We start from the raw sequence: 19205 nt of genomic DNA, 5'->3' as shown, positions 1-19205 counted from the left end.
GCGGGTCTGGCACCGCCGGCAACGTAGGAGGGGCCCCGAAGTGGAACTGAACGACGCGCGAACCCAGCACACCCCCCTCCCGCCACCCCGCGCCCCCTTCCACCTCCCCACCTGGGCCACCGCCCCCCGCCCCCAGGCCCCGCCCGGCATCTACCGCCAGCACCACACCCCGTACGACCCGAGGGCGGCGGGGGACGGGGAGACGGCGGCGGGGCCGCTGCTGTTGCGGGCGGCGCTGAACCTGGTGGTGGCGTGGCTGGTGTTCATCTACGGCCGCGGCTTCGCGCTCTCCGGTCTCGGCATGCTCGGCCTCGGTGACCTTCCGGCGACACCCACCATCGTGCTCGCCCTGCTGGTGAATCTCCTGGTCCTTGCGGCGGTCATACGAATCTTCGGCCGGATGGGCCGCTGGCGCGAAGTCGGCCGCCGCTTCCTGCTCCCGCTGGTCTCGCACACCGTCACCGACGTCCCGCCCGAGCCCGAGGACGTGCCCGCGGTGGACGTGTGGGCGGAGTTGCGGCCGGCCGGGGAGGCAGTGCGGCGGCTGGAGGGCGAGCAGGTGGGGGATGTGGACTATGTGCGGCTGCACCAGGCGTGGCGGAGCGTCGGTGCGGACGCGGCCGGCCGGCAGGAGTTCGCCGCGCAGGTGGGCAGTCGCGGTGCGGCCGCCTGCGCGCACCCGTCCGAGCAGCGCGACCTGCCGGGCGGGCGGCGGGCGCGGCACGACCTGATGGTGCGTCAGGTCCGGTTGGGCACCGCGCAGGACGTGCCGAAGAACCCGGCGACGCACCGGAGCGCGGGCTTCGCGCTGGAGCCCGCGCTGCTCGGCACCTCGCTGCTCGCGGTCGGCCCGGCCGGGACGGGGAAGACGGCGGCGCTGGCCCGCCCGGTGGCGGAGGCGCTGTGTCTGCAGGCGCTGGCGGGCGCGGCCTGCGCGGTGGTGGTCGGGGCGTCCGACGCGGACCTCGGCCCGGACGACTGGTACGACGTGGTGATCGCCCCCGGCGACCCGTCCGCGCCGTACGGGCTGGACCTGTACGGGGCCGCGCCGAACCCGGACGAGGCGGCGGCCCGGTTGGCCGACGCGCTGCTGCCGGACGAGCTGGCTCCGCGGGCGGAGAGCGCCCGGACCTCGATGCAGCAGGTGGTGGGGCCGTTCCGGGCGGCGTACGGCCGCTACCCGGGGGTGCGGGAGCTGCGCGGGCTGCTGGCCGGTGACCAGGACGGGTGGGCGGAGCTCGCGGAGCAGTTGCAGAAGTCGGGTCGGCGCCCGGAGTTCGAGGCGGACCTGCAGCAGCGCGAGCGGATGCACGGCCGGGTGGACGACCCGGGTGCGCTGCTCGCCGACCGGCTGGCGCTGCTGGACCGTCCGGCGCTCGCCCCCGGGTTCTCCGGCGGCCCGGACGCCAAGCCGGCGTTCGCGATGCGCGCGCTGGAGCATCCGCTGCGGGTGCGGGTGAAGCTGCCCGAGCGCAGCCACCCGGAGGCCGCCCGGATGCTGTCGCGGCTGCTGCTCGGCCAGTTCACCCAGGCCGCCGCCGACCGCGGTGACCGGGAGCTGTTCGCGGGGCTGGTGCTGGACGACGCCACCGCCGCCGTGGACGCGCAGACGATCCGCGGGATCCAGCGACTGCGCGGCGCCAACGCCGGCGTGGTGCTGCTGCTGCGGACGCTGTCGGACCTGCCGGAGGCGCTGCGCGCGCCGCTGTTCGGCGCGGTCGGCAACCGGATGGCCTTCCCCGGCATAGCGCCCTGGGACGGTCGGCTGTTCTCCGAGGCCTGGGGCACCCACCTGGTCCGGGAGACCGCCGTGACGCACACCCCGGACACCTCGGGCGGCACGATGCGGCGGGCCGGCCGGCTGGTGCGCAAGGCGCTGTCGGGCACCACCGCGCAGACCGAGTCGGTGACCACCCGGGACGTCGAGCGGCACCGCTGGTCGCCGTCCGACCTGGCGCACGCGCTGCCGTCCGGGCACGCGGTGGTCTCGCTGACCTCGGTGACGGGGGAGCAGGTGCCGCCGTTGCTGGTCGACCTCCGGCACTGATCGCCCCGGGGGCGGTCGCGGGGTGGTCAGCATTGGGTCACGGAAGGTACGGACCGGCGGATTTCGGCACTCCGGCTTGTCCGGAGCGTCCATAATGAGAGAAGAACCCTCACTCGCCCGGTCGCAACGACGCGACCGGGTCGAACCATCGAAGGTGCCATGCCCCCCACACTCGCCTCCGTCGTCCGCACCAGCACGCTCCACCTGACGGTGCTGGCAGGCGCGGACCACCTGGAACGCCCGGTCCGCTGGGTGCACACCAGCGAGCTGGACGACCCCACTCCGTTCCTGGAGGGCGGTGAGCTGCTCCTCACCACCGGCATCAAGCTGGGCAAGAGCGCCGCCGGTCTGCAGGCCTACGTGCACCGGTTGGCGGACGCCGGCGTGGTCGGGCTCGGGCTGGGGGTCGGCCTCTCGCACACCGAGGTGCCGCAGGCGCTGGTGGACGCCGCCGCGCAGCGCGGGCTGCCGCTGCTGCGGGTGCCCGAGGCGACGCCGTTCATCGCGATCTCCAAGACCGTGTCCGCCGCGCTGGCCGCCGAGCAGTACGAGGCCGTCACCACCAGCTTCGAGGCGCAGGAGGAGCTGACCCGGGCCGCGCTCGGCAAGGACGGCACCACCGCGATCGTCCGCCGGCTGGCCGCCCGCCTGGGCGGGTGGGCCGCGCTGTACGACGGCTCCGGCGCGCTGTCCGCGGTCGCCCCGGACTGGGCCGCCCGCCGGGCCGGCCGGCTGGCCGCCGAGGTGGACCGGCTGCGCCGCCGCCCCGCGCCGTCGAGCGCCGCGCTGCAGGGCCGGGCCGGCACCATCGACACCGCCGACGAGGACTACGTGGTGGTCCAGTCGCTCGGCGCGGACCGCCGCCCGCGCGGCTTCCTCGCGGTCGGCACCGAGGACCGCATCACCCCGACCGAGCGGTACGTGCTGAACGCCGCCGTCGCGCTGCTCACCCTCACCCTGGAGCGCTCCCGGGAGCTGCGGCAGGCCGAGGAGAAGATGGGCGCGGCGCTGCTGCGGATGGTGCTGGCCGGTGAGGTCGGCACCGCCCGCCAGATCGCCGCGGGGCTGTTCGGCGGCCTGCCCGAGGGCACCGTCCGGGTGCTGGTGGCCGCCGCCGGGCCCGGCCCGGAGGCCGCGGAGGCGCTCGGCGAGCTCGGCGACCGCGCCGAGCAGGCCGGCGGCAAGGTCGGCGAGAAGCTGCTGGTGGCCCGCGAGGACGGCGCGCACGGGCCGCGCCTGATGGTGCTCGCCATCGACAACGGCTCGGTGCACCGGGCCTGCCTGGGCGCCGTCGAGGAGCACGAGGGCCTGGCGCTCGGCGTCTCCGCCCCGGCCGCCCTGGAGGAGGCCGGCACCGCGCACGCCCAGGCCGAGCGGGCGCTGGCGGTCGCCCAGCGCGGCGGCCGCCGCACCGTCGACCACGAGGAGGTCGGCGCCGGCTCGCTGCTCCCGCTGCTCGGCGAGGAGGCCGTCACCGCGTTCGCCGAGGGCCTGCTGCGCCCGCTGCGCGAACACGACCGCACCGCCCGCGGCGACCTGGTGGCCTCGCTGCGGGCCTGGCTGTCCCGGCACGGCCAGTGGGACGCGGCGGCCGCCGATCTCGGCGTGCACCGGCACACCCTGCGCTATCGGATGCGCCGGGTCGAGGAGCTGCTGGGCCGCTCGCTGGACGACACGGACGTCCGGATGGAGCTGTGGCTGGCGCTGCGGGCGGGCGAGGACTGAGCCCCGCCCCGGACGGGCCTGTCCTGTCCGTAGAAATCGACCGGCTGCTTTCCACCCGTCCGTCCAATCGGAAAGCCGTCCCCCTCCGCCTACCGTGAACGGGAAAGCGAAGTCTTCGAGGGAAGGGGCCGGTGCGACCGTGACCACCACGTACGAGTTCTGGTTGGCCGGGCAGCGGGCGAGCGGCGAGGCGGACTTCGAGGTCCGTCACCCGCACGACAACAGCCTGGTGGCGAAGGTCAGTGTGCCGACCGACGCGCAGGTCGAGGAGGCCGTCGCGGCCGCCGCCGCCGCTGTTCCGGTGTTCGCCGCGACCCCGGCGCACGTGCGCGCGGCCGCGCTGGACCACGTCGCCAAGCGGCTGACGGAGCGCACCGAGGAGATCGCCCAGCTGATCACCGCCGAGAACGGCAAGCCGATCAAGTGGGCGCGCGGCGAGATGGGCCGTGCCGTGTCGGTGTTCCGCTGGGCCGCCGAGGAGGCCCGCCGGACCAACGGCGAGACCATGCGCCTGGACACCGACCCGGGCGGCACCGGCCGCTACGCGCTGGTGCGCCGCTTCCCGCGCGGCGTGGTGCTGGGCATCGCGCCGTTCAACTTCCCGCTGAACCTGGTGGCCCACAAGCTGGCCCCGGCGATCGCGGTGGGCGCGCCGATCATCCTGAAGCCCGCCCCGGCGACCCCGCTGTCCGCCATGGTGCTGGGCGAGATCCTGGCCGAGACGGACCTGCCGGCGGGCTCCTGGAGCATCCTGCCGGTGGAGAACGCCAAGATGCCCGCGCTGGTGCAGGACAAGCGCCTGCCGGTGATCTCGTTCACCGGTTCGGACAAGGTCGGCTACCAGATCATGGACTCGGTGCCGCGCAAGCACGTCACCCTGGAGCTCGGCGGCAACGCCGCGGCCGTGGTGCTGGCGGACTGGAGCTCCGAGGCGGACCTGGACTGGGCCGCGAGCCGGATCGCGCTGTTCGCGAACTACCAGGGCGGCCAGTCCTGCATCTCGGTGCAGCGGGTGATCGCCGACGCGACCGTCTACGACCGCCTGGTCGAGAAGGTCGTCGCCAAGGTGCAGGCGCAGGTCACCGGCGACCCGCGCGACGAGGCCACCGACGTCGGCCCGCTGGTGGACGAGAACGCCGCCAAGCGCGTCGAGTCCTGGGTCGACGACGCCGTCGCCAAGGGCGCCAAGCTGCTCACCGGCGGCAAGCGGGACGGCGCCGCCTACGCGCCGACCGTGCTCGCCGAGATGCCGGCGGACGCCATCCTGGCGAAGTCCGAGGTGTTCGGCCCGGTGATGTCGCTGCACAAGGCGTCCTCCACCGACGAGGCCTTCGCCATGGTCAACGACTCCGACTTCGGCCTGCAGGCGGGCGTCTTCACGCACGACGTGCAGACCGCCTTCCGCGCGCACCGCGAGCTGGAGGTCGGCGGCGTGGTGATCGGCGACGCGCCGTCCTACCGCGCCGACCAGATGCCGTACGGCGGCGTGAAGGACTCCGGCGTGGGCCGCGAGGGCGTCCGCTACGCGATGGACGACTACACCGTCGAGAAGGTCATGGTGCTGACCGGCCTCGACCTCTGAGCAACCCCCTCCGACGCCCCGTCACCGCAGCAGCGGCGGCGGGGCGTCGGCCTGCCTTGACGCGCTCCGGTACCGGGCGTAGGCCGGGAGGCAGGAAGGAAGGAGGCCCGTCATGCTGGGCGACCTCATTGCCGAGGAACAGGGCCGGATCACCGGTCGGCGGGTGCTGCCGGGGGAGCACGGGCTGCCGCCCACGGTGGAGACCTCGTACGCGGCGAGCGGCACACTGCTGGGCGTCCCGGTCCAGGACATGGGCACCTACACGGCGCGGCTGCGCGACGACGGCACGCTGGAGGGCAACGGCCAGGGCGTGCTGATGGGCCCGGGCGGCGCGCACGCGAGCTGGCGCGGCCACGGCGTCGGCACGTTCACCGAGAGCGGTGGCAACAGCTTCCGCGGCTCGGTCGTCTACGAGACCGACTCGCCGGAGTTCGCCGGGCTGCGCGGCGTCGCAGGCGTGTTCGAGTGGGAGAACTCGGCGGACGGCGAGGTCGCCGGGAAGCTCTGGGCATGGCGGTGACCACCGGGTAGCACAGGCCACAATGGGGGGCATGAATTCGTTCGCCCATCCGCAGCTGCGCTTCACTCCGACCGTCGCCGACCCGGACGGGCCGCGGGAGTTGGTCATTCTCGGCTCGACCGGCTCGATCGGCACCCAGGCCATCGACGTGGTGCTCCGCAACCCCGGCCGGTTCAAGGTGGTCGCGCTGTCCGCGGCCGGCGGCCGGGTGGAGCTGCTCGCCGAGCAGGCCGTGGCGCTGGGCGTGCACACCGTCGCGGTGGCCGACCCGGCCGCCGAGAAGCCGCTGCGCGAGGCCCTGGCGGCCAAGGCGCAGGGCGCCCCGCTGCCGCGGGTGCTGGCGGGCCCGGACGCGGCGACCGAGCTGGCCGCGGCGGAGTGCCACTCGGTGCTGAACGGCATCACCGGTTCGATCGGCCTGGCGCCGACGCTGGCCGCGCTGCGGGCCGGCCGGGTGCTGGTGCTGGCGAACAAGGAGTCGCTGATCGTCGGCGGTCCGCTGGTGAAGGCGGTGGCGCAGCCCGGCCAGATCGTGCCGGTGGACTCCGAGCACGCCGCGCTGTTCCAGGCGCTGGCCGGCGGCACCCGCGCGGAGGTCCGCAAGCTGGTGGTGACCGCCAGCGGCGGCCCGTTCCGCAACCGCACCCGTGAGCAGCTGGCCGGCGTCACGCCGGCCGACGCGCTGGCGCACCCGACCTGGGCGATGGGCCCGGTGGTGACGATCAACTCGGCGACCCTGGTGAACAAGGGCCTGGAGGTGATCGAGGCGCACCTGCTGTACGACGTGCCGTTCGACCGGATCGAGGTGGTGGTCCATCCGCAGTCGGTCGTTCATTCGATGGTGGAATTCGTGGACGGTTCGACGCTGGCCCAGGCCAGCCCGCCGGACATGCGAATGCCGATCGCGCTGGGCCTCGGCTGGCCGGACCGGGTGCCGGACGCCGCCCCCGGCTGCGACTGGACCAAGGCCGCGACCTGGGAGTTCTTCCCGCTGGACAACGAGGCCTTCCCCGCGGTCGAGCTGGCCCGCGAGGTGGGTACGCTCGGCGGGACCGCCCCGGCGGTCTTCAACGCCGCCAACGAGGAATGTGTGGACGCTTTCCTGAAGGGCGCACTGCCCTTCACCGGAATCGTGGACACTGTGGCGAAGGTGGTCGCCGAACACGGCACACCGCAATCGGGAACTTCGCTCACGGTGGAGGACGTACTCCACGCGGAGAGCTGGGCCCGGGCCCGGGCCCGTGAGCTGGCGGCCGGCCGAGGCAGTAGGACGACGGAGGCGACGCGGTGGAAATGCTGATGTGGGTGCTGGGCGTCCTGATCTTCGTGGTCGGGCTGCTGTTCTCGATCGCCTGGCACGAGCTCGGCCACCTCTCCACCGCGAAGCTGTTCGGGATCCGGGTGCCGCAGTACATGGTCGGCTTCGGGAAGGCCGTCTGGTCGACCAGGCGGGGCGAGACCGAGTACGGCCTGAAGGCGATCCCGTTCGGCGGCTACATCCGGATGATCGGGATGTTCCCGCCCGGGGCGGACGGCCGGATAACGAAACGTTCCAGCTCGCCGTGGCGCACCATGATCGAGGACGCCCGGTCCGCCTCGTACGAGGAGCTCCAGCCCGGCGACGAGACCCGGATGTTCTACACCCGGGCCCCGTGGAAGCGCGTCATCGTGATGTTCGCCGGCCCGGGCATGAACCTGATCCTGGCGATCGGGCTGTTCCTCACCCTGTTCATGGGGATCGGCGTCACCCGGACCACGCCCACCATCGCGACGGTCAACGAGTGCGTCGTCCCGGTCGGCGAGAAGACCGACACCTGCAAGCCGGACGCCGAGAAGTCCCCGGCCAACGCGGCCGGCCTGCGGGCCGGCGACACCGTGCTGGCCTTCGGCGGGGTGAAGATCCACGACTACACGCAGCTGCAGGGCCTGATCCGCGACTCGGCCGGCAAGCACGTGGAGATCGACGTCCGGCACCAGGACGGCACCCTCGCCACGCTGCCCGCCGACATCAAGGCCAACACCCTCGCCGCGATCGACAAGGACGGCTACCCGATCAAGGGCAAGACCGTCACCGCCGGCTTCCTCGGCATCACGCCGGCGATGGGCGTGCACCACATGTCGCTCGGCGAGAGCACCGACGAGATGGCCCGGCTGGCCGGCCACGGCGTCGAGTCGCTGGCCCAGCTGCCCGGCAAGATCCCCGGCCTGTGGCACGCCGTCGTGGACGGCGCCCCCCGCGACCAGGACTCCCCGGTCGGCATGATCGGCGCGGCCCGGCTCGGCGGCGACGTGTTCGCCGCGGACCTGCCGCTCAGCGTGCAGCTGACCGTCTTCGTGCAGATGCTCGCCTACCTGAACTTCATGCTGTTCCTGTTCAACATGCTGCCGCTGCTCCCGCTGGACGGCGGCCACATCGCCGGCGCCCTGTGGGAGTCGCTCCGCCGCGGCCTCGCCAAGGTGCTGCGCCGCCCCGACCCCGGGCCGTTCGACGTGGCCCGGCTGATGCCGGTGGCGTACGTGGTCGCCGGCATCTTCATCTGCTTCACCGGCCTCGTGATGGCCGCCGACATCGTCAACCCGGTGCGCCTGAACTAGCCGCACGCCACCCACGGCCGGGTGTGCTCCGCCACCCGGCCGTGCCGTACCGTTGGACGCCGGGCGCGCCGGTTGCAGTGCGCGTCGGCTCATCGAATTTCTGCAGAGGAAACACTGCGCACATGACCGCGATCTCGCTCGGTATCCCCTCCCTGCCGCTCAAGCCGCTGGCCAAGCGCCGGTACTCGCGGCAGATCATGGTCGGCAACGTACCGGTGGGCGGTGACGCGCCGGTCTCGGTGCAGTCGATGACCACCACGCTGACCTCCGACGTCAACGCGACGCTCCAGCAGATCGCCCAGCTGACCGCCTCGGGCTGCCAGATCGTCCGGGTCGCGGTCCCCTCGCAGGACGACGCCGACGCGCTGCCGATCATCGCGAAGAAGTCGCAGATCCCGGTGATCGCCGACATCCACTTCCAGCCCAAGTACGTGTTCGCCGCGATCGACGCCGGCTGCGCCGCGGTGCGCGTCAACCCCGGCAACATCAAGGCGTTCGACGACAAGGTCGGCGAGATCGCCAAGGCCGCCAAGGACGCGGGCGTGCCGATCCGGATCGGCGTCAACGCCGGCTCGCTCGACAAGCGCCTGCTGGAGAAGTATGGCCGGGCCACCCCCGAGGCGCTGGTGGAGTCCGCGCTGTGGGAGTGCTCGCTGTTCGAGGAGCACGACTTCCGCGACATCAAGATCTCGGTCAAGCACAACGACCCGGTCGTGATGATCAACGCCTACCGGCAGCTCGCCGCTGCCTGCGACTACCCGCTGCACCTGGGCGTCACCGAGGCCGGCCCGGCCTTCCAGGGCACCATCAAGTCCGCCGTGGCGTTCGGCGCGCTGCTCGCCGAGGGCATCGGCGACACCATCCGGGTCTCGCTGTCCGCCCCGCCGGCCGAGGAGATCAAGGTCGGCAACCAGATCCTGGAGTCGCTGGGCCTGCGCGAGCGCGGCCTGGAGATCGTCTCCTGCCCGTCCTGCGGCCGCGCCCAGGTGGACGTCTACAAGCTCGCCGAGGAGGTCACCGCCGGCCTGGAGGGCATGGAGGTGCCGCTGCGGGTGGCCGTCATGGGCTGCGTCGTCAACGGCCCCGGCGAGGCCCGCGAGGCCGACCTGGGCGTCGCCTCCGGCAACGGCAAGGGCCAGATCTTCGTCAAGGGCGAGGTGATCAAGACCGTGCCCGAGTCGAAGATCGTCGAGACCCTGATCGAGGAGGCCATGAAGCTGGCCGAGCAGATGCAGGAGGAGGGTGTCGAATCCGGCGCCCCCGTCGTCGTGGCCGCCGAGTGACGGTCTGAACTCCCCGGCGGGGCCGCTGAGTTCGGCGGTCCCGCCCCTGCGAGAGGTGACTCCCGTGCTCGATCGAGGTGTGATGCTGCCCGGCCCGTTCCGGGTCGCCCGGGCGCTGGCCGCAACCCGCGTGCTGGAGACGCCCGACCTCGACGAGGCGCTGGAGGTCCTGCACCGCGACCCCGTCGCCAATGCCTTCGTCGCCACCCGGGTGGAGGCCGTCGGCCTCGACCCGTGGCGGCTCGGCGGCGAGATGTGGGGCTGGCACGACGCCGACGGGCGGCTCGACGCGCTCTGCTACGCGGGCGCCAACCTGGTCCCGGTCAACGCCGGCCCGGAGGCCGTCCGGGCGTTCGCCGAACGCGCCCGCCGGCAGGGCCGCCGCTGCTCCTCGATCGTCGGCCCGGCCGAGGCCACCGCCGCCCTGTGGGCGCTGCTGGAGCGCTCCTGGGGCCCGGCCCGCGAGGTGCGCGGCCACCAGCCGCTGATGGCCACCGCCACGCCCGTCGCCGACGTCGCCCCGGACCCGCTGGTGCGCCGGGTGCACCGGGGCGAGATCGAGGCGCTGATCCCCGCCTGCGTCGCGATGTTCACCGAGGAGGTCGGGATCTCCCCGCTGGCCGGCGACGGCGGCCTGCTCTACCAGGCCCGGGTCGCCGAACTGGTCTCCTCCGGACGGTCGTTCGCCCGCTTCGACGAGGACGGCAAGGTCGTCTTCAAGGCCGAGATCGGCGCCGTCACCGCCGGCGCCTGCCAGATCCAGGGCGTCTGGGTGGCCCCCGAGCACCGCGGCAAGCGGCTGTCCGAGAGCGGCATGGCGGCGGTCGTGAACACCGCTCTCGCCGAGGTCGCCCCCGTGGTGTCGCTGTACGTCAACGACTTCAACCTGCGGGCCCGCGCCGCCTACCGCCGGGTCGGCTTCCGCGAGGTCGGCGCGTTCATGAGCGTGCTGTTCTGACGGAGCGTCAGGAGCGGGCCGGGTCGCGCAGCGGCAGGTGGGCGCCCATCACCGCGTACGGCCGCGCCGTGTTCGGGAAGCGCACCGCCGGGGCCAGGTCCCGGTAGCCGAGCGAGCGGTACAGCCGGCGGGCCGGGGTCTCCGCGTCGATCGCCGACAGGATCGAACGGTCCAGACCGGAGCGCTCGCACAGGGTGCGGATCAGCCGGGTGCCCACCCCCTGGCCCTGGAGCTCCGGCAGCACGTGCAGCTCGGTCACCGCGAACACCCCGTCCAGCCAGCTCTCGTGGCCGCGCGCCGCCAGGTACGGCTCGATCACCGTCGACCACCAGTGGGTGCGCTGGTTGGGCATCCCGTAGCCGAACCCGACCAGCCGGCCCTGCGCCATCGCCCCCAGCGCGATCACCCCCGGCTGCAGCGCGTGCCGGCCGACGATCGGCAGCCGCACCGCCACCTCCTGCGGACCCAGCCCGAACGCGACCGCCTGGACCTCCAGCACGGCAGGCGCCCACGCCGCCAGGTCGATGGCCTCGATCGTCACCCCGGTGAGCTGCTCCATGAAGCGGGACGTTACTACCTGCCGTCCCGGGCGTCCGCGTGGCCCGTCCTCACAGCCAGGCCGCGAACTCCAGATGGAGCTCCGCGCCCGCCGCGTCGCCCCTGGCCAGCGACGCCAGCGCGATGTCCACCGCCCGCAGCAGCGCCCAGGCCCGCACCCGGTCGGCGGGCAGCTCCACCGCCTCCGACAGCTGCGCGAGGCGCCGCCGGACCGCGCCGCGCGGGCCCGGCGCGGCCGCCAGGGTCTCCGCCCGGTCCAGCACCAGCCGGGCCAGGTCGTACGCCCGGTCGCCCACCACCGGCCGCGGCCCGACCGCCAGCCACGGCGCCCGGTCGGCGGCCAGCACCCGCCCGTGGTGGAAGTCCCCGTGCAGCAGCCACCCGCCGCCGTCCGCGGCCAGCGCCACCGCCTCCAGCGCCTCGTCCACCAGCGGCCCCGCGTCCGCCGCACCCGGCAGCGCCCGCCGCTCGGCGATCCGCCGCTCCAGCTCCCCGGCGCGCTCGACGAGCGTGGGGAACGCATGCCCGGCGGGCGGCTCCACCCACAGCCGGCGCAGCAGGCTGGTCGCCTCCAGCGTGGCCTTGGCCTCCGCCAGCGAACGCAGCGGGATCTCGCCGTGCAGCCGCTCCAGCAGCAGCGTCCGGTCCGCCTCCGCCAGCAGCAGCACGGCCCCGCGCCCGGCCCAGACCCGCAGCGCGGCCGCCTCGCCCACCGGGTCGGCGCCCGGGCGCAGCGCCTTCACCGCCACCGGCGTGCGGTCCTCGGCGCGGTACGCGTAACCGACCACTGCGCTGCGCCCGCCGGGCTCGGCCACCCGCTCCAGCACCAGCCCCCAGTCGGCCAGCCGCGCCGCGAACCGGGCCGGCAGCGCGGCCGACCACTCCGCCTCGCCCGGATCACCCCCCGCCCGGACCGACTCGGCGAGGCGCTCGGGGACGGTGAACTGCGCGGGCTGTGCGGACATGCCGCCCATCATCGCGCAGCGGACGCCGGGGACGGTGTTACGTCGCGCTCGCGGACGGCGCGGGGTCGGCGGCGGCGAGGCCGGGGAGGGCGGGCAGGTCGGCGCCCCAGTGGGCGGCCCGCAGGGCGCATTCGCGCAGGGCGGCGGCGGCCTGGGCGCGCAGGGCGGTGGTGGCGCACAGGTCGGCGTAGGCGGCGGTGAGCTGGGTCTCCAGGTGGGCGGCGAGCCGGCCGGCGGCGGCCGCGTCCTTGACCTGGAACGGCAGCCGGTAGCCGGGCGCGGCGGCGGTCGGGGAGGTGCCGCCGGCGGCGAGCAGCCGCTGCCAGGCGTCCCGGCGGGTCTGGTGGGCGGCGTACGCGGCGCGCCCGTCCTCGCGCTGCGGGCCGACCGGCAGGAACGCGCCCACCACGCCGTACCCGTAGACGGCGGCGTGCTCGGCGGCGAGCGCCGCCTGGAGGGCTTCGACGTCGGCGGCGCGCATCGCCGCGGGCGAGGCCGAGCCGGAGGGGGCGGCGGAGGCGGTGGGGGAGGGGGAGGGCGGCGGGCCGTCGTCGGCGATCGGCCCGGTGTCGCCGAGGGCGGCGGCGTGCGCGGCGCCGGAGGCGGCGACCGAGGCGAGCGTCCTGGCCAATGCGGGGGAGGCGTCGGCCAGGTCGGCGAGCCGCCGGCCCGCGGTGCGGCGCTCGGACGCGGCCAGTTCGGCGACGGTGCGGGCGGCAGCCGCACCCGCGCTCGCGGCGGGCGAGGAGGCGGGCAGCGACTGGGCGAGCGCCTCGCGGTGCTGGAACACGTCGTCGCGCAGGTCGCCGAGCCGGGCGGCGTCGGCGGGGCTCGCCGCGATCACCGCGTCGTAGTCGGCGAGCAGCGCGTCGGTGGCGGCGAGTTGGCGCTGCCGCAGCGGCCGGTCGGCGTCCTCGGCGGTCGGGCGCGCGTTCTTGTCGTGGTCGTCGGTGCAGCCGCAGACGGACAGCAGTCCGCCGAGCGCGCCGAGCGCCAGGAAGGACCGCCGGGTGGGCGCGGGCATCGGCACTCCAGCGTGTTCGTGGGGGCCGGGCGGCCGCCATCGGGAGAATCATGACCGGAGCCGGGCGCTCCCGGCGGGAGCTTGGACGGTACCGGGTGGCTGTGACGTTGGTCGCATCGGGGTGGCCCGGCCGGGGGTACCGCCCGGCCCCCTGGGGGCTGGAAGGAGGGTCGGAATCGGCGGTTCGGGGGTTGACCGGATAGGCTTCGCGAAGAGTTAGCACCTCCGACAACAGCAGACGCGGCCGAGGAGTCACCCGGATGAGCACCACCCCCACTGACCGGCTGCGCACATTGCTGGAGCCGCTGGCCGCCGAGGCAGGGCTGGATCTCGAAGAGGTCAAGGTGACCCAGGCCGGCAGCCGCCGCCAGGTGCAGATCGACGTGGACGCCGACGGCGGCGTCGACCTGGACGCGATCGCGGAGTTCTCCCGCCTGGTCGGCCAGGCGCTGGACGAGTCGAACCTGATGGGCGACGCCCCGTATCTGCTGGAGGTCGGTTCGCCGGGCGCCGAGCGCCCGCTGAGCGAGCCGCGGCACTGGCGTCGGGCGACCGGTCGGCTGGCCGCGATCAAGCTGGTGGACGGCGCGGAACTGACCGCGCGGGTGCTGGAGAGCGACGAGGACGGCGCGCTGGTCGAGGTGCAGCCGGTGAAGGGGCGCGGCCGCCCCAAGGAGCGCCGACTGGAGTTCGCGGAGATCGCGCGGGCCCGGGTGCAGGTCGAGTTCAACCGCAAGGACGAGGAACTGCTCGACGCCGCCGCCGACATCGCGGACACGGACGAAGAGGAAGAGGAGGCGTAATCGTGGACATCGACATGAGTGCCCTGCGCGGGCTGGTCACCGAGAAGGGCGTGCCGTTCGACCTGCTGGTCGAGTCGATCGAGTCGGCCCTCCTCATCGCGTACCACCGCACCGAGGGCTCGCGCCGCCGGGCGCGGGTGGAGCTGAACCGCAAGAGCGGCCACGTGACGGTGTGGGCCCTGGAGGACGCGGCCGAGCTGGACGAGGGCGTGGAGCCCAAGGAGTTCGACGACACCCCGAGCGGGTTCGGCCGGATCGCCGCGTCCACCGCCAAGCAGGTCATCCTGCAGCGGCTGCGGGACGCCGCGGACGACCAGACCTTCGGCGAGTACGCCGGCAAGGAGGGCGACATCGTCACCGGTGTCGTCCAGCAGGGCAACGACCCGAAGAACATCCTGGTCGACATCGGCAAGCTGGAGGCCATCCTGCCGCCGCAGGAGCAGGTCCCGGGCGAGGACTACCGGCACGGCACCCGGCTGAAGTGCTACGTGGTGGGCGTGCGGCGCGGTGTGCGCGGCCCGTCGGTCACCCTGTCGCGGACCCACCCGAACCTGGTGAAGCGCCTGTTCGCGCTGGAGGTCCCGGAGATCGCGGACGGTTCGGTGGAGATCGCGGCGATCGCCCGCGAGGCCGGCCACCGCACCAAGATCGCGGTGTGGTCGCGCCGCCAGGGCCTGAACGCCAAGGGCGCCTGCATCGGCCCGAACGGCATGCGGGTGCGCGGCGTGATGGCCGAGCTGCACGGCGAGAAGATCGACATCGTCGACTGGTCCGAGGACCCGGCCGAGATGGTCGCCGCCGCCCTGTCGCCCGCGCGGGTGACCAAGGTGGAGATCGTCGACCTGGCCCAGCGGTCGGCCCGGGTGATCGTGCCGGACTACCAGCTGTCGCTGGCGATCGGCAAGGAGGGTCAGAACGCCCGCCTGGCCGCCCGTCTGACGGGCTGGCGGATCGACATCCGCCCGGACACCGAGGCCCCGGTCGAGGGTCAGTAATCGAGCGTCGCCCAGCAGTGGGCGCTGTCCCAAGCCTCCGGAGATCTACTCGGCGGCGGCGAGTCCCTTCGGAGGGGTAGACTTGAGCGTGTCTGGCCGGACGCATGCCCGTGCATGCCCTGAACGCACCTGCGTGGGCTGCCGCAAGCGGGCGGCCAAGCACGAGCTGCTGCGTGTCGTGGCGGGCGAGGGCGAGTGCGTCCCCGATCCTCGCGGCACACTGCCGGGCCGGGGCGCGTATCTGCACCCCGTACCGAACTGCCTCGACCTCGCGGTCCGCCGCCGGGCGTTCCCGAGGGCCCTCCGGGTCCAGGGCACGCTCGAACCCGGCGCCCTGCGGGAGTACGTCGGGGCAGGAGCAAGTCCGGCCGACGGTCAGTCGGCCCGCTGACGGGCCTCGTGCCCGGCAACACGCACCAGCGCACGGCAGTGGGTACATCGCCGTGCGCCACAGTCAGGTACCTCGCGAGATGGAAGTAGGTCGAGATTGCGATGAGCACTCGATGAGTACGCGATGAGTACGCCCATGAAGTAGCGACAGTCCGGCGGACGACACCCCGGACGTATAGACAGGAGCGAAGTGGCTAAGGTCCGGGTATACGAGCTCGCCAAGGAACTTGGTTTGGAGAGCAAGGCCGTCATGGCCAAGCTCACCGAGCTGGGTGAGTTCGTGCGTTCGGCGTCCTCGACGATCGAGGCGCCGGTCGTGCGCAAGCTGACTGACGCTTTGGGAGCGACCCCGCCGTCCGGCGGTGCGTCCTCCGCGAAGCCTGGCCCGCGGAAGCCCGCGGCGCCCCAGCCGTCCGGCGGCGCCGGTTCGGCTGCACCCAAGCCGGGTGCCCCCACCCCCGGCCCGCGTCCCACCGTGACGCCGGGCCCCCGTCCCACTCCCGCGCCCGCCGCGGGCTCGGCCGCGCCGAAGCCCGCCGGGGCGCCGACCCCGGGTCCGCGCCCGGCTGCCCGTCCGGCTTCGCCGGCCGCTCCGGCCGCGCCCGCCCCGGCGGCCGAGTTCTCCTCCCCGGCTCCGGCCGGTGAGGCTCCGGCGCGTCCGGCCGCCCCGCGGCCGGCTCAGGCCAACCCCGCGGCCCGTCCGGGCCCGCGTCCGGCCGGTCCGCGTCCGGGCAACAACCCCTTCACCTCCGGTGGCGCGTCGGGCATGGCCCGTCCGTCCGCTCCCCGCCCGGGTGGCGGCGAGCGCGGCCAGCGTCCCGGTGCTCCCGGTGCCGGTGCGCCGCGTCCGGGCGGTGCCCCGGCCGGCGAGCGCGGTCCCCGTCCCGGTGGCGCTCCGCGTCCGGGCGGTCCGGGTGCCGGTGCGCCGCGTCCGGGCGGTGCCCCGGCCGGCGAGCGCGGTCCCCGTCCCGGTGGCGCCCCGCGTCCCGGTGGCGCTCCGGGTGCCGGTGGCGCCCCGCGTCCCGACGGCATGCCCCGTCCGGCCGGTCCGCGCCCCGGTGCGCCGAGCCCGTCCGGCATGCCCCGTCCGAACCCCGGCATGATGCCGCAGCGTCCGGGCCCGCGCCCGGGTCCGGGTGCCGGTGCGCGTCCCGGTGGTCCCGGTGCGCGTCCGGGTGCTCCGGGTGGCGCCCGTCCGGGCTTCCAGGGCCGTCCGGCCGGTCCGGGCTCGCGTCCGGCCGGTGGCGGCTTCGGCGGTCCCCGTCCGGGTGGCGCCGGTGGCGGCGGCGGCTTCGGTGGCGGCGGCGCCCGTCCCGGCGGCTTCGGCGGTCGTCCCGGTGGCCCGGGTGCCCGTGGTGGCACGCAGGGTGCGTTCGGTCGCGGCCCCGGTGGCCGTCCGGCGCGTGGCCGGAAGTCGAAGCGCGCGAAGCGCCAGGAGTACGAGGCCATGCAGGCCCCGTCCGTCGGCGGTGTGATGCTGCCGCGCGGCAACGGTTCGACCGTTCGCCTGTCGCGCGGTGCGTCGCTGACGGACTTCGCGGAGAAGATCAACGCCAACCCGGCCGCGCTCGTCTCCGTCATGTTCAACCTCGGTGAGATGGTCACCGCCACCCAGTCGGTCTCCGACGCCACGCTGCAGCTGCTGGCGGACGAGATGGGCTTCGTGCTGGAGATCGTCAGCCGGGACGACGAGGACCGTGAGCTGCTGGAGTCGTTCGACATCGACTTCGGTGTCGACGAGGGCGACGAGGAGCAGCTGGCTCCGCGTCCGCCGGTGGTGACCGTCATGGGTCACGTCGACCACGGTAAGACCCGACTGCTGGACGCGATCCGCAAGACCAACGTGGTCGCGGGCGAGGCCGGCGGCATCACCCAGCACATCGGTGCGTACCAGGTGGCGACCGAGGTGAACGGCGAGGAGCGCCGGATCACCTTCCTCGACACCCCGGGTCACGAGGCGTTCTCCGCCATGCGTGCCCGTGGTGCCAAGTCCACCGACATCGCGATCCTGGTGGTCGCGGCCAACGACGGCGTCATGCCGCAGACGGTCGAGGCGCTCAACCACGCCAAGGCCGCCGGTGTGCCGATCGTGGTCGCGGTCAACAAGATCGACGTCGAGGGCGCGGACCCGACCAAGGTCCGTGGTCAGCTGACCGAGTTCGGTCTGGTGGCCGAGGAGTACGGCGGCGACACCATGTTCGTCGACATCTCCGCGCGCCAGGGCCTCAACATCGAGGAGCTGCTGGAGGCCGTGGTCCTGACCGCGGACGCCTCCCTCGACCTGCGCGCCAACCCGGAGCAGGACGCCCAGGGCATCGCGATCGAAGCCCACCTGGACAAGGGCCGCGGCGCCATGGCGACGCTGCTCATCCAGCGCGGCACCCTGCGGGTCGGCGACTCGATCGTGGTCGGCGACTCCTACGGCCGCGTCCGCGCGATGCTGGACGAGAACGGCAACAGCCTCTCCGAGGCCGGCCCGTCCCGTCCGGTCATGCTGCTCGGTCTGACCTCGGTGCCCCGCGCCGGCGACAGCTTCATCGTCGTCGACGAGGACCGCACCGCCCGCCAGATCGCCGAGAAGCGCTCCGCCCGCGACCGCAACGCCTCGATGGCCCAGCGCCGCGTCCGCGTCTCGCTGGAGGGCTTCGAGGCCGCGCTGGCCGCCGGCAACATCGAGAAGCTCAACCTCATCATCAAGGGTGACGTCTCCGGTTCCGTCGAAGCCCTTGAGGACGCGCTCGTCAAGCTGGACGTGGGCGAAGAGGTCGAGCTGCGGATCCTGCACCGCGGTGTGGGTGCCATCACCGAGTCCGACGTGGACCTGGCGATGGGCTCGGACGCCATCATCATCGGCTTCAACGTGCGCGCCGAGGGGCGTGCCCGTACCGCGGCCGAGCGCGAAGGCGTCGACATCCGGTACTACTCGGTCATCTACCAGGCGATCGAGGAGATCGAGGCCGCGCTCAAGGGCCTGCTCAAGCCCGAGTACGAGGAGGTGCGCCTCGGCTCCGCGGAGATCCGCGAGGTGTTCCGCTCCTCCAAGTTCGGCAACATCGCCGGTGTCATCGTTCGCGAGGGCATCATCCGCCGCAACACCAAGGCTCGCCTGCTGCGCGACGGCAAGGTCGTGGCGGAGAACCTCAACATCGAGGGTCTGCGCCGCTTCAAGGACGACGCGACCGAGGTCCGCGAGGGCTTCGAGGCCGGTGTCACGCTGGGCTCGTTCAACGACATCAAGGTCGACGATGTCATCGAGACCTACGAGATGCGCGAGAAGCCGCGCGCGTAACGGCTGCTGACCGGGGTCGGTCGACGGGGTGCAGTTATCCCGTCGACCGACCCCGGCCGCGCTGTTAGGGTCCTGGCTGTCGGGAATCCTTCGAGGCCCTCAGGCCGGCCAGGCCTGTCACTGCATGTATGTAGGAACTCTCACTTTCGACCTGCTCCTCGGCGACGTGCACTCACTGAAGGAGAAACGGTCGATCGTTCGGCCCATCGTGGCCGAACTGCAGCGCAAGTACAGCGTGTGCGCCGCAGAGGTCGGGAACCAGGATCTGCACCGCAGGGCCGAGATCGGCTGTGCGGTGGTGTCCGGCGACGCCGGGTACGTCAACGAGATCCTGGACAGCTGTGAGCGGCTCGTCGCCGGCCGCCCCGAGGTGATGCTGCTCTCCGCGAGGAGACGGCACCACCACGACGACGACGAATGACCTGCGGGCGTCACCACCGTCACACCCGCACCGAACCGAGAGCGCCCACA

At 73.8% G+C, this 19205-nt stretch carries 16 protein-coding genes; 13 read left to right on the top strand and 3 right to left on the bottom strand.

The window, feature by feature from the left end; genetic code table 11:
- The first annotated feature begins 40 nt into the window (after positions 1-40).
- The 8 genes from IEZ12_RS31950 to IEZ12_RS31915 all read left to right on the top strand — a co-directional run bounded on the left by IEZ12_RS31950 (position 41) and on the right by IEZ12_RS31915 (position 10710).
- On the top strand, positions 41-2047 hold the full coding sequence (locus IEZ12_RS31950) for an ATP-binding protein (RefSeq protein WP_189277055.1): 2007 nt from the start codon (positions 41-43) through the stop codon (positions 2045-2047).
- 159 nt (positions 2048-2206) lie between these two features.
- Positions 2207-3772, top strand: a complete 1566-nt coding sequence (locus IEZ12_RS31945; RefSeq protein ID WP_043909670.1) for a PucR family transcriptional regulator — start codon at positions 2207-2209, stop codon at positions 3770-3772.
- A gap of 139 nt (positions 3773-3911) precedes the next feature.
- On the top strand, positions 3912-5354 hold the full coding sequence (locus IEZ12_RS31940; RefSeq protein WP_043909671.1) for an aldehyde dehydrogenase family protein: 1443 nt from the start codon (positions 3912-3914) through the stop codon (positions 5352-5354).
- A gap of 112 nt (positions 5355-5466) precedes the next feature.
- Positions 5467-5874 carry a hypothetical protein gene (locus tag IEZ12_RS31935; protein WP_189277054.1) on the top strand — a complete coding sequence of 136 codons (408 nt, stop codon included), beginning with the start codon at positions 5467-5469 and terminating at the stop codon, positions 5872-5874.
- A 31-nt stretch (positions 5875-5905) separates the two neighbouring features.
- Positions 5906-7174, top strand: a complete 1269-nt coding sequence (gene dxr, locus IEZ12_RS31930) for a 1-deoxy-D-xylulose-5-phosphate reductoisomerase (protein ID WP_189277052.1) — start codon at positions 5906-5908, stop codon at positions 7172-7174.
- Positions 7162-8469, top strand: coding sequence for a M50 family metallopeptidase (locus IEZ12_RS31925; protein WP_189277050.1), 1308 nt, complete (start codon positions 7162-7164; stop codon positions 8467-8469). Before dxr ends, IEZ12_RS31925 begins: the two co-directional genes overlap by 13 nt.
- 122 nt (positions 8470-8591) lie before the next feature.
- Complete coding sequence (gene ispG / locus IEZ12_RS31920; RefSeq protein ID WP_043909679.1) at positions 8592-9752, top strand: flavodoxin-dependent (E)-4-hydroxy-3-methylbut-2-enyl-diphosphate synthase; 1161 nt, start codon at positions 8592-8594, stop codon at positions 9750-9752.
- An 82-nt stretch (positions 9753-9834) separates the two neighbouring features.
- Positions 9835-10710, top strand: coding sequence for a GNAT family N-acetyltransferase (locus tag IEZ12_RS31915; protein ID WP_189277084.1), 876 nt, complete (start codon positions 9835-9837; stop codon positions 10708-10710).
- A gap of 7 nt (positions 10711-10717) precedes the next feature.
- On the opposite strand, the gene IEZ12_RS31910 is transcribed toward IEZ12_RS31915, so the two are convergent.
- Genes IEZ12_RS31910 through IEZ12_RS39480 form a run of 3 tightly spaced genes read right to left on the bottom strand, consistent with a single transcriptional unit; the run spans position 10718 to position 13257 of the window.
- The gene (locus IEZ12_RS31910) at positions 10718-11269 is read right to left on the bottom strand and encodes a GNAT family N-acetyltransferase (protein WP_189277048.1); all 552 of its coding nucleotides are present in this window, start codon (positions 11267-11269) and stop codon (positions 10718-10720) included.
- A gap of 49 nt (positions 11270-11318) precedes the next feature.
- Entirely contained in the window at positions 11319-12233 is a 915-nt protein-coding gene (locus tag IEZ12_RS31905; RefSeq protein WP_189277046.1) for an aminoglycoside phosphotransferase family protein, read from the bottom strand.
- Positions 12234-12270: 37 nt separating this feature from the next.
- On the bottom strand, positions 12271-13257 hold the full coding sequence (locus tag IEZ12_RS39480; RefSeq protein ID WP_229848412.1) for a ferritin-like domain-containing protein: 987 nt from the start codon (positions 13255-13257) through the stop codon (positions 12271-12273).
- A gap of 260 nt (positions 13258-13517) precedes the next feature.
- On the opposite strand from IEZ12_RS39480, the gene rimP reads away from it, so the two are divergent.
- The 5 genes from rimP to IEZ12_RS31875 all read left to right on the top strand — a co-directional run bounded on the left by rimP (position 13518) and on the right by IEZ12_RS31875 (position 19155).
- Positions 13518-14060: a ribosome maturation factor RimP gene (rimP, locus tag IEZ12_RS31895; RefSeq protein ID WP_100590088.1), complete on the top strand. Its 543-nt coding sequence runs from the start codon at positions 13518-13520 to the stop codon at positions 14058-14060.
- Between the two features lie 2 nt (positions 14061-14062).
- Entirely contained in the window at positions 14063-15055 is a 993-nt protein-coding gene (nusA, locus tag IEZ12_RS31890) for a transcription termination factor NusA (RefSeq protein ID WP_043909691.1), read from the top strand.
- Positions 15056-15143: 88 nt separating this feature from the next.
- A complete protein-coding gene (locus IEZ12_RS31885) occupies positions 15144-15446 on the top strand; it encodes a YlxR family protein (protein ID WP_083462353.1) in 303 nt (100 codons plus the stop codon).
- 189 nt (positions 15447-15635) lie between these two features.
- Positions 15636-18734 (top strand): translation initiation factor IF-2, encoded by a 3099-nt coding sequence (infB, locus tag IEZ12_RS31880; protein ID WP_189277044.1) that lies wholly within the window; start codon positions 15636-15638, stop codon positions 18732-18734.
- Between the two features lie 124 nt (positions 18735-18858).
- A complete protein-coding gene (locus IEZ12_RS31875) occupies positions 18859-19155 on the top strand; it encodes a DUF503 domain-containing protein (RefSeq protein ID WP_043909696.1) in 297 nt (98 codons plus the stop codon).
- Positions 19156-19205 lie beyond the last annotated feature (50 nt).

This window comes from Kitasatospora griseola (assembly GCF_014648555.1).
GTDB lineage: Bacteria > Actinomycetota > Actinomycetes > Streptomycetales > Streptomycetaceae > Kitasatospora > Kitasatospora griseola.
The sequence above is the reverse complement of the archived record's forward strand: the minus strand, read 5'-3'. Positions and strand labels throughout refer to the sequence as shown.

Coding starts and splice junctions, on each gene's coding strand:
- IEZ12_RS31875 (WP_043909696.1), top strand. CDS start 18,859: ATGTATGTAGGAACTCTCACTTTCGACCTGCTCCTCGGCGACGTGCAC.
- IEZ12_RS31935 (WP_189277054.1), top strand. CDS start 5,467: ATGCTGGGCGACCTCATTGCCGAGGAACAGGGCCGGATCACCGGTCGG.
- IEZ12_RS39480 (WP_229848412.1), bottom strand. CDS start 13,257: ATGCCCGCGCCCACCCGGCGGTCCTTCCTGGCGCTCGGCGCGCTCGGC.
- ispG (WP_043909679.1), top strand. CDS start 8,592: ATGACCGCGATCTCGCTCGGTATCCCCTCCCTGCCGCTCAAGCCGCTG.
- IEZ12_RS31905 (WP_189277046.1), bottom strand. CDS start 12,233: ATGTCCGCACAGCCCGCGCAGTTCACCGTCCCCGAGCGCCTCGCCGAG.
- IEZ12_RS31910 (WP_189277048.1), bottom strand. CDS start 11,269: ATGGAGCAGCTCACCGGGGTGACGATCGAGGCCATCGACCTGGCGGCG.
- rimP (WP_100590088.1), top strand. CDS start 13,518: ATGAGCACCACCCCCACTGACCGGCTGCGCACATTGCTGGAGCCGCTG.
- dxr (WP_189277052.1), top strand. CDS start 5,906: ATGAATTCGTTCGCCCATCCGCAGCTGCGCTTCACTCCGACCGTCGCC.
- IEZ12_RS31915 (WP_189277084.1), top strand. CDS start 9,835: ATGCTGCCCGGCCCGTTCCGGGTCGCCCGGGCGCTGGCCGCAACCCGC.
- IEZ12_RS31945 (WP_043909670.1), top strand. CDS start 2,207: ATGCCCCCCACACTCGCCTCCGTCGTCCGCACCAGCACGCTCCACCTG.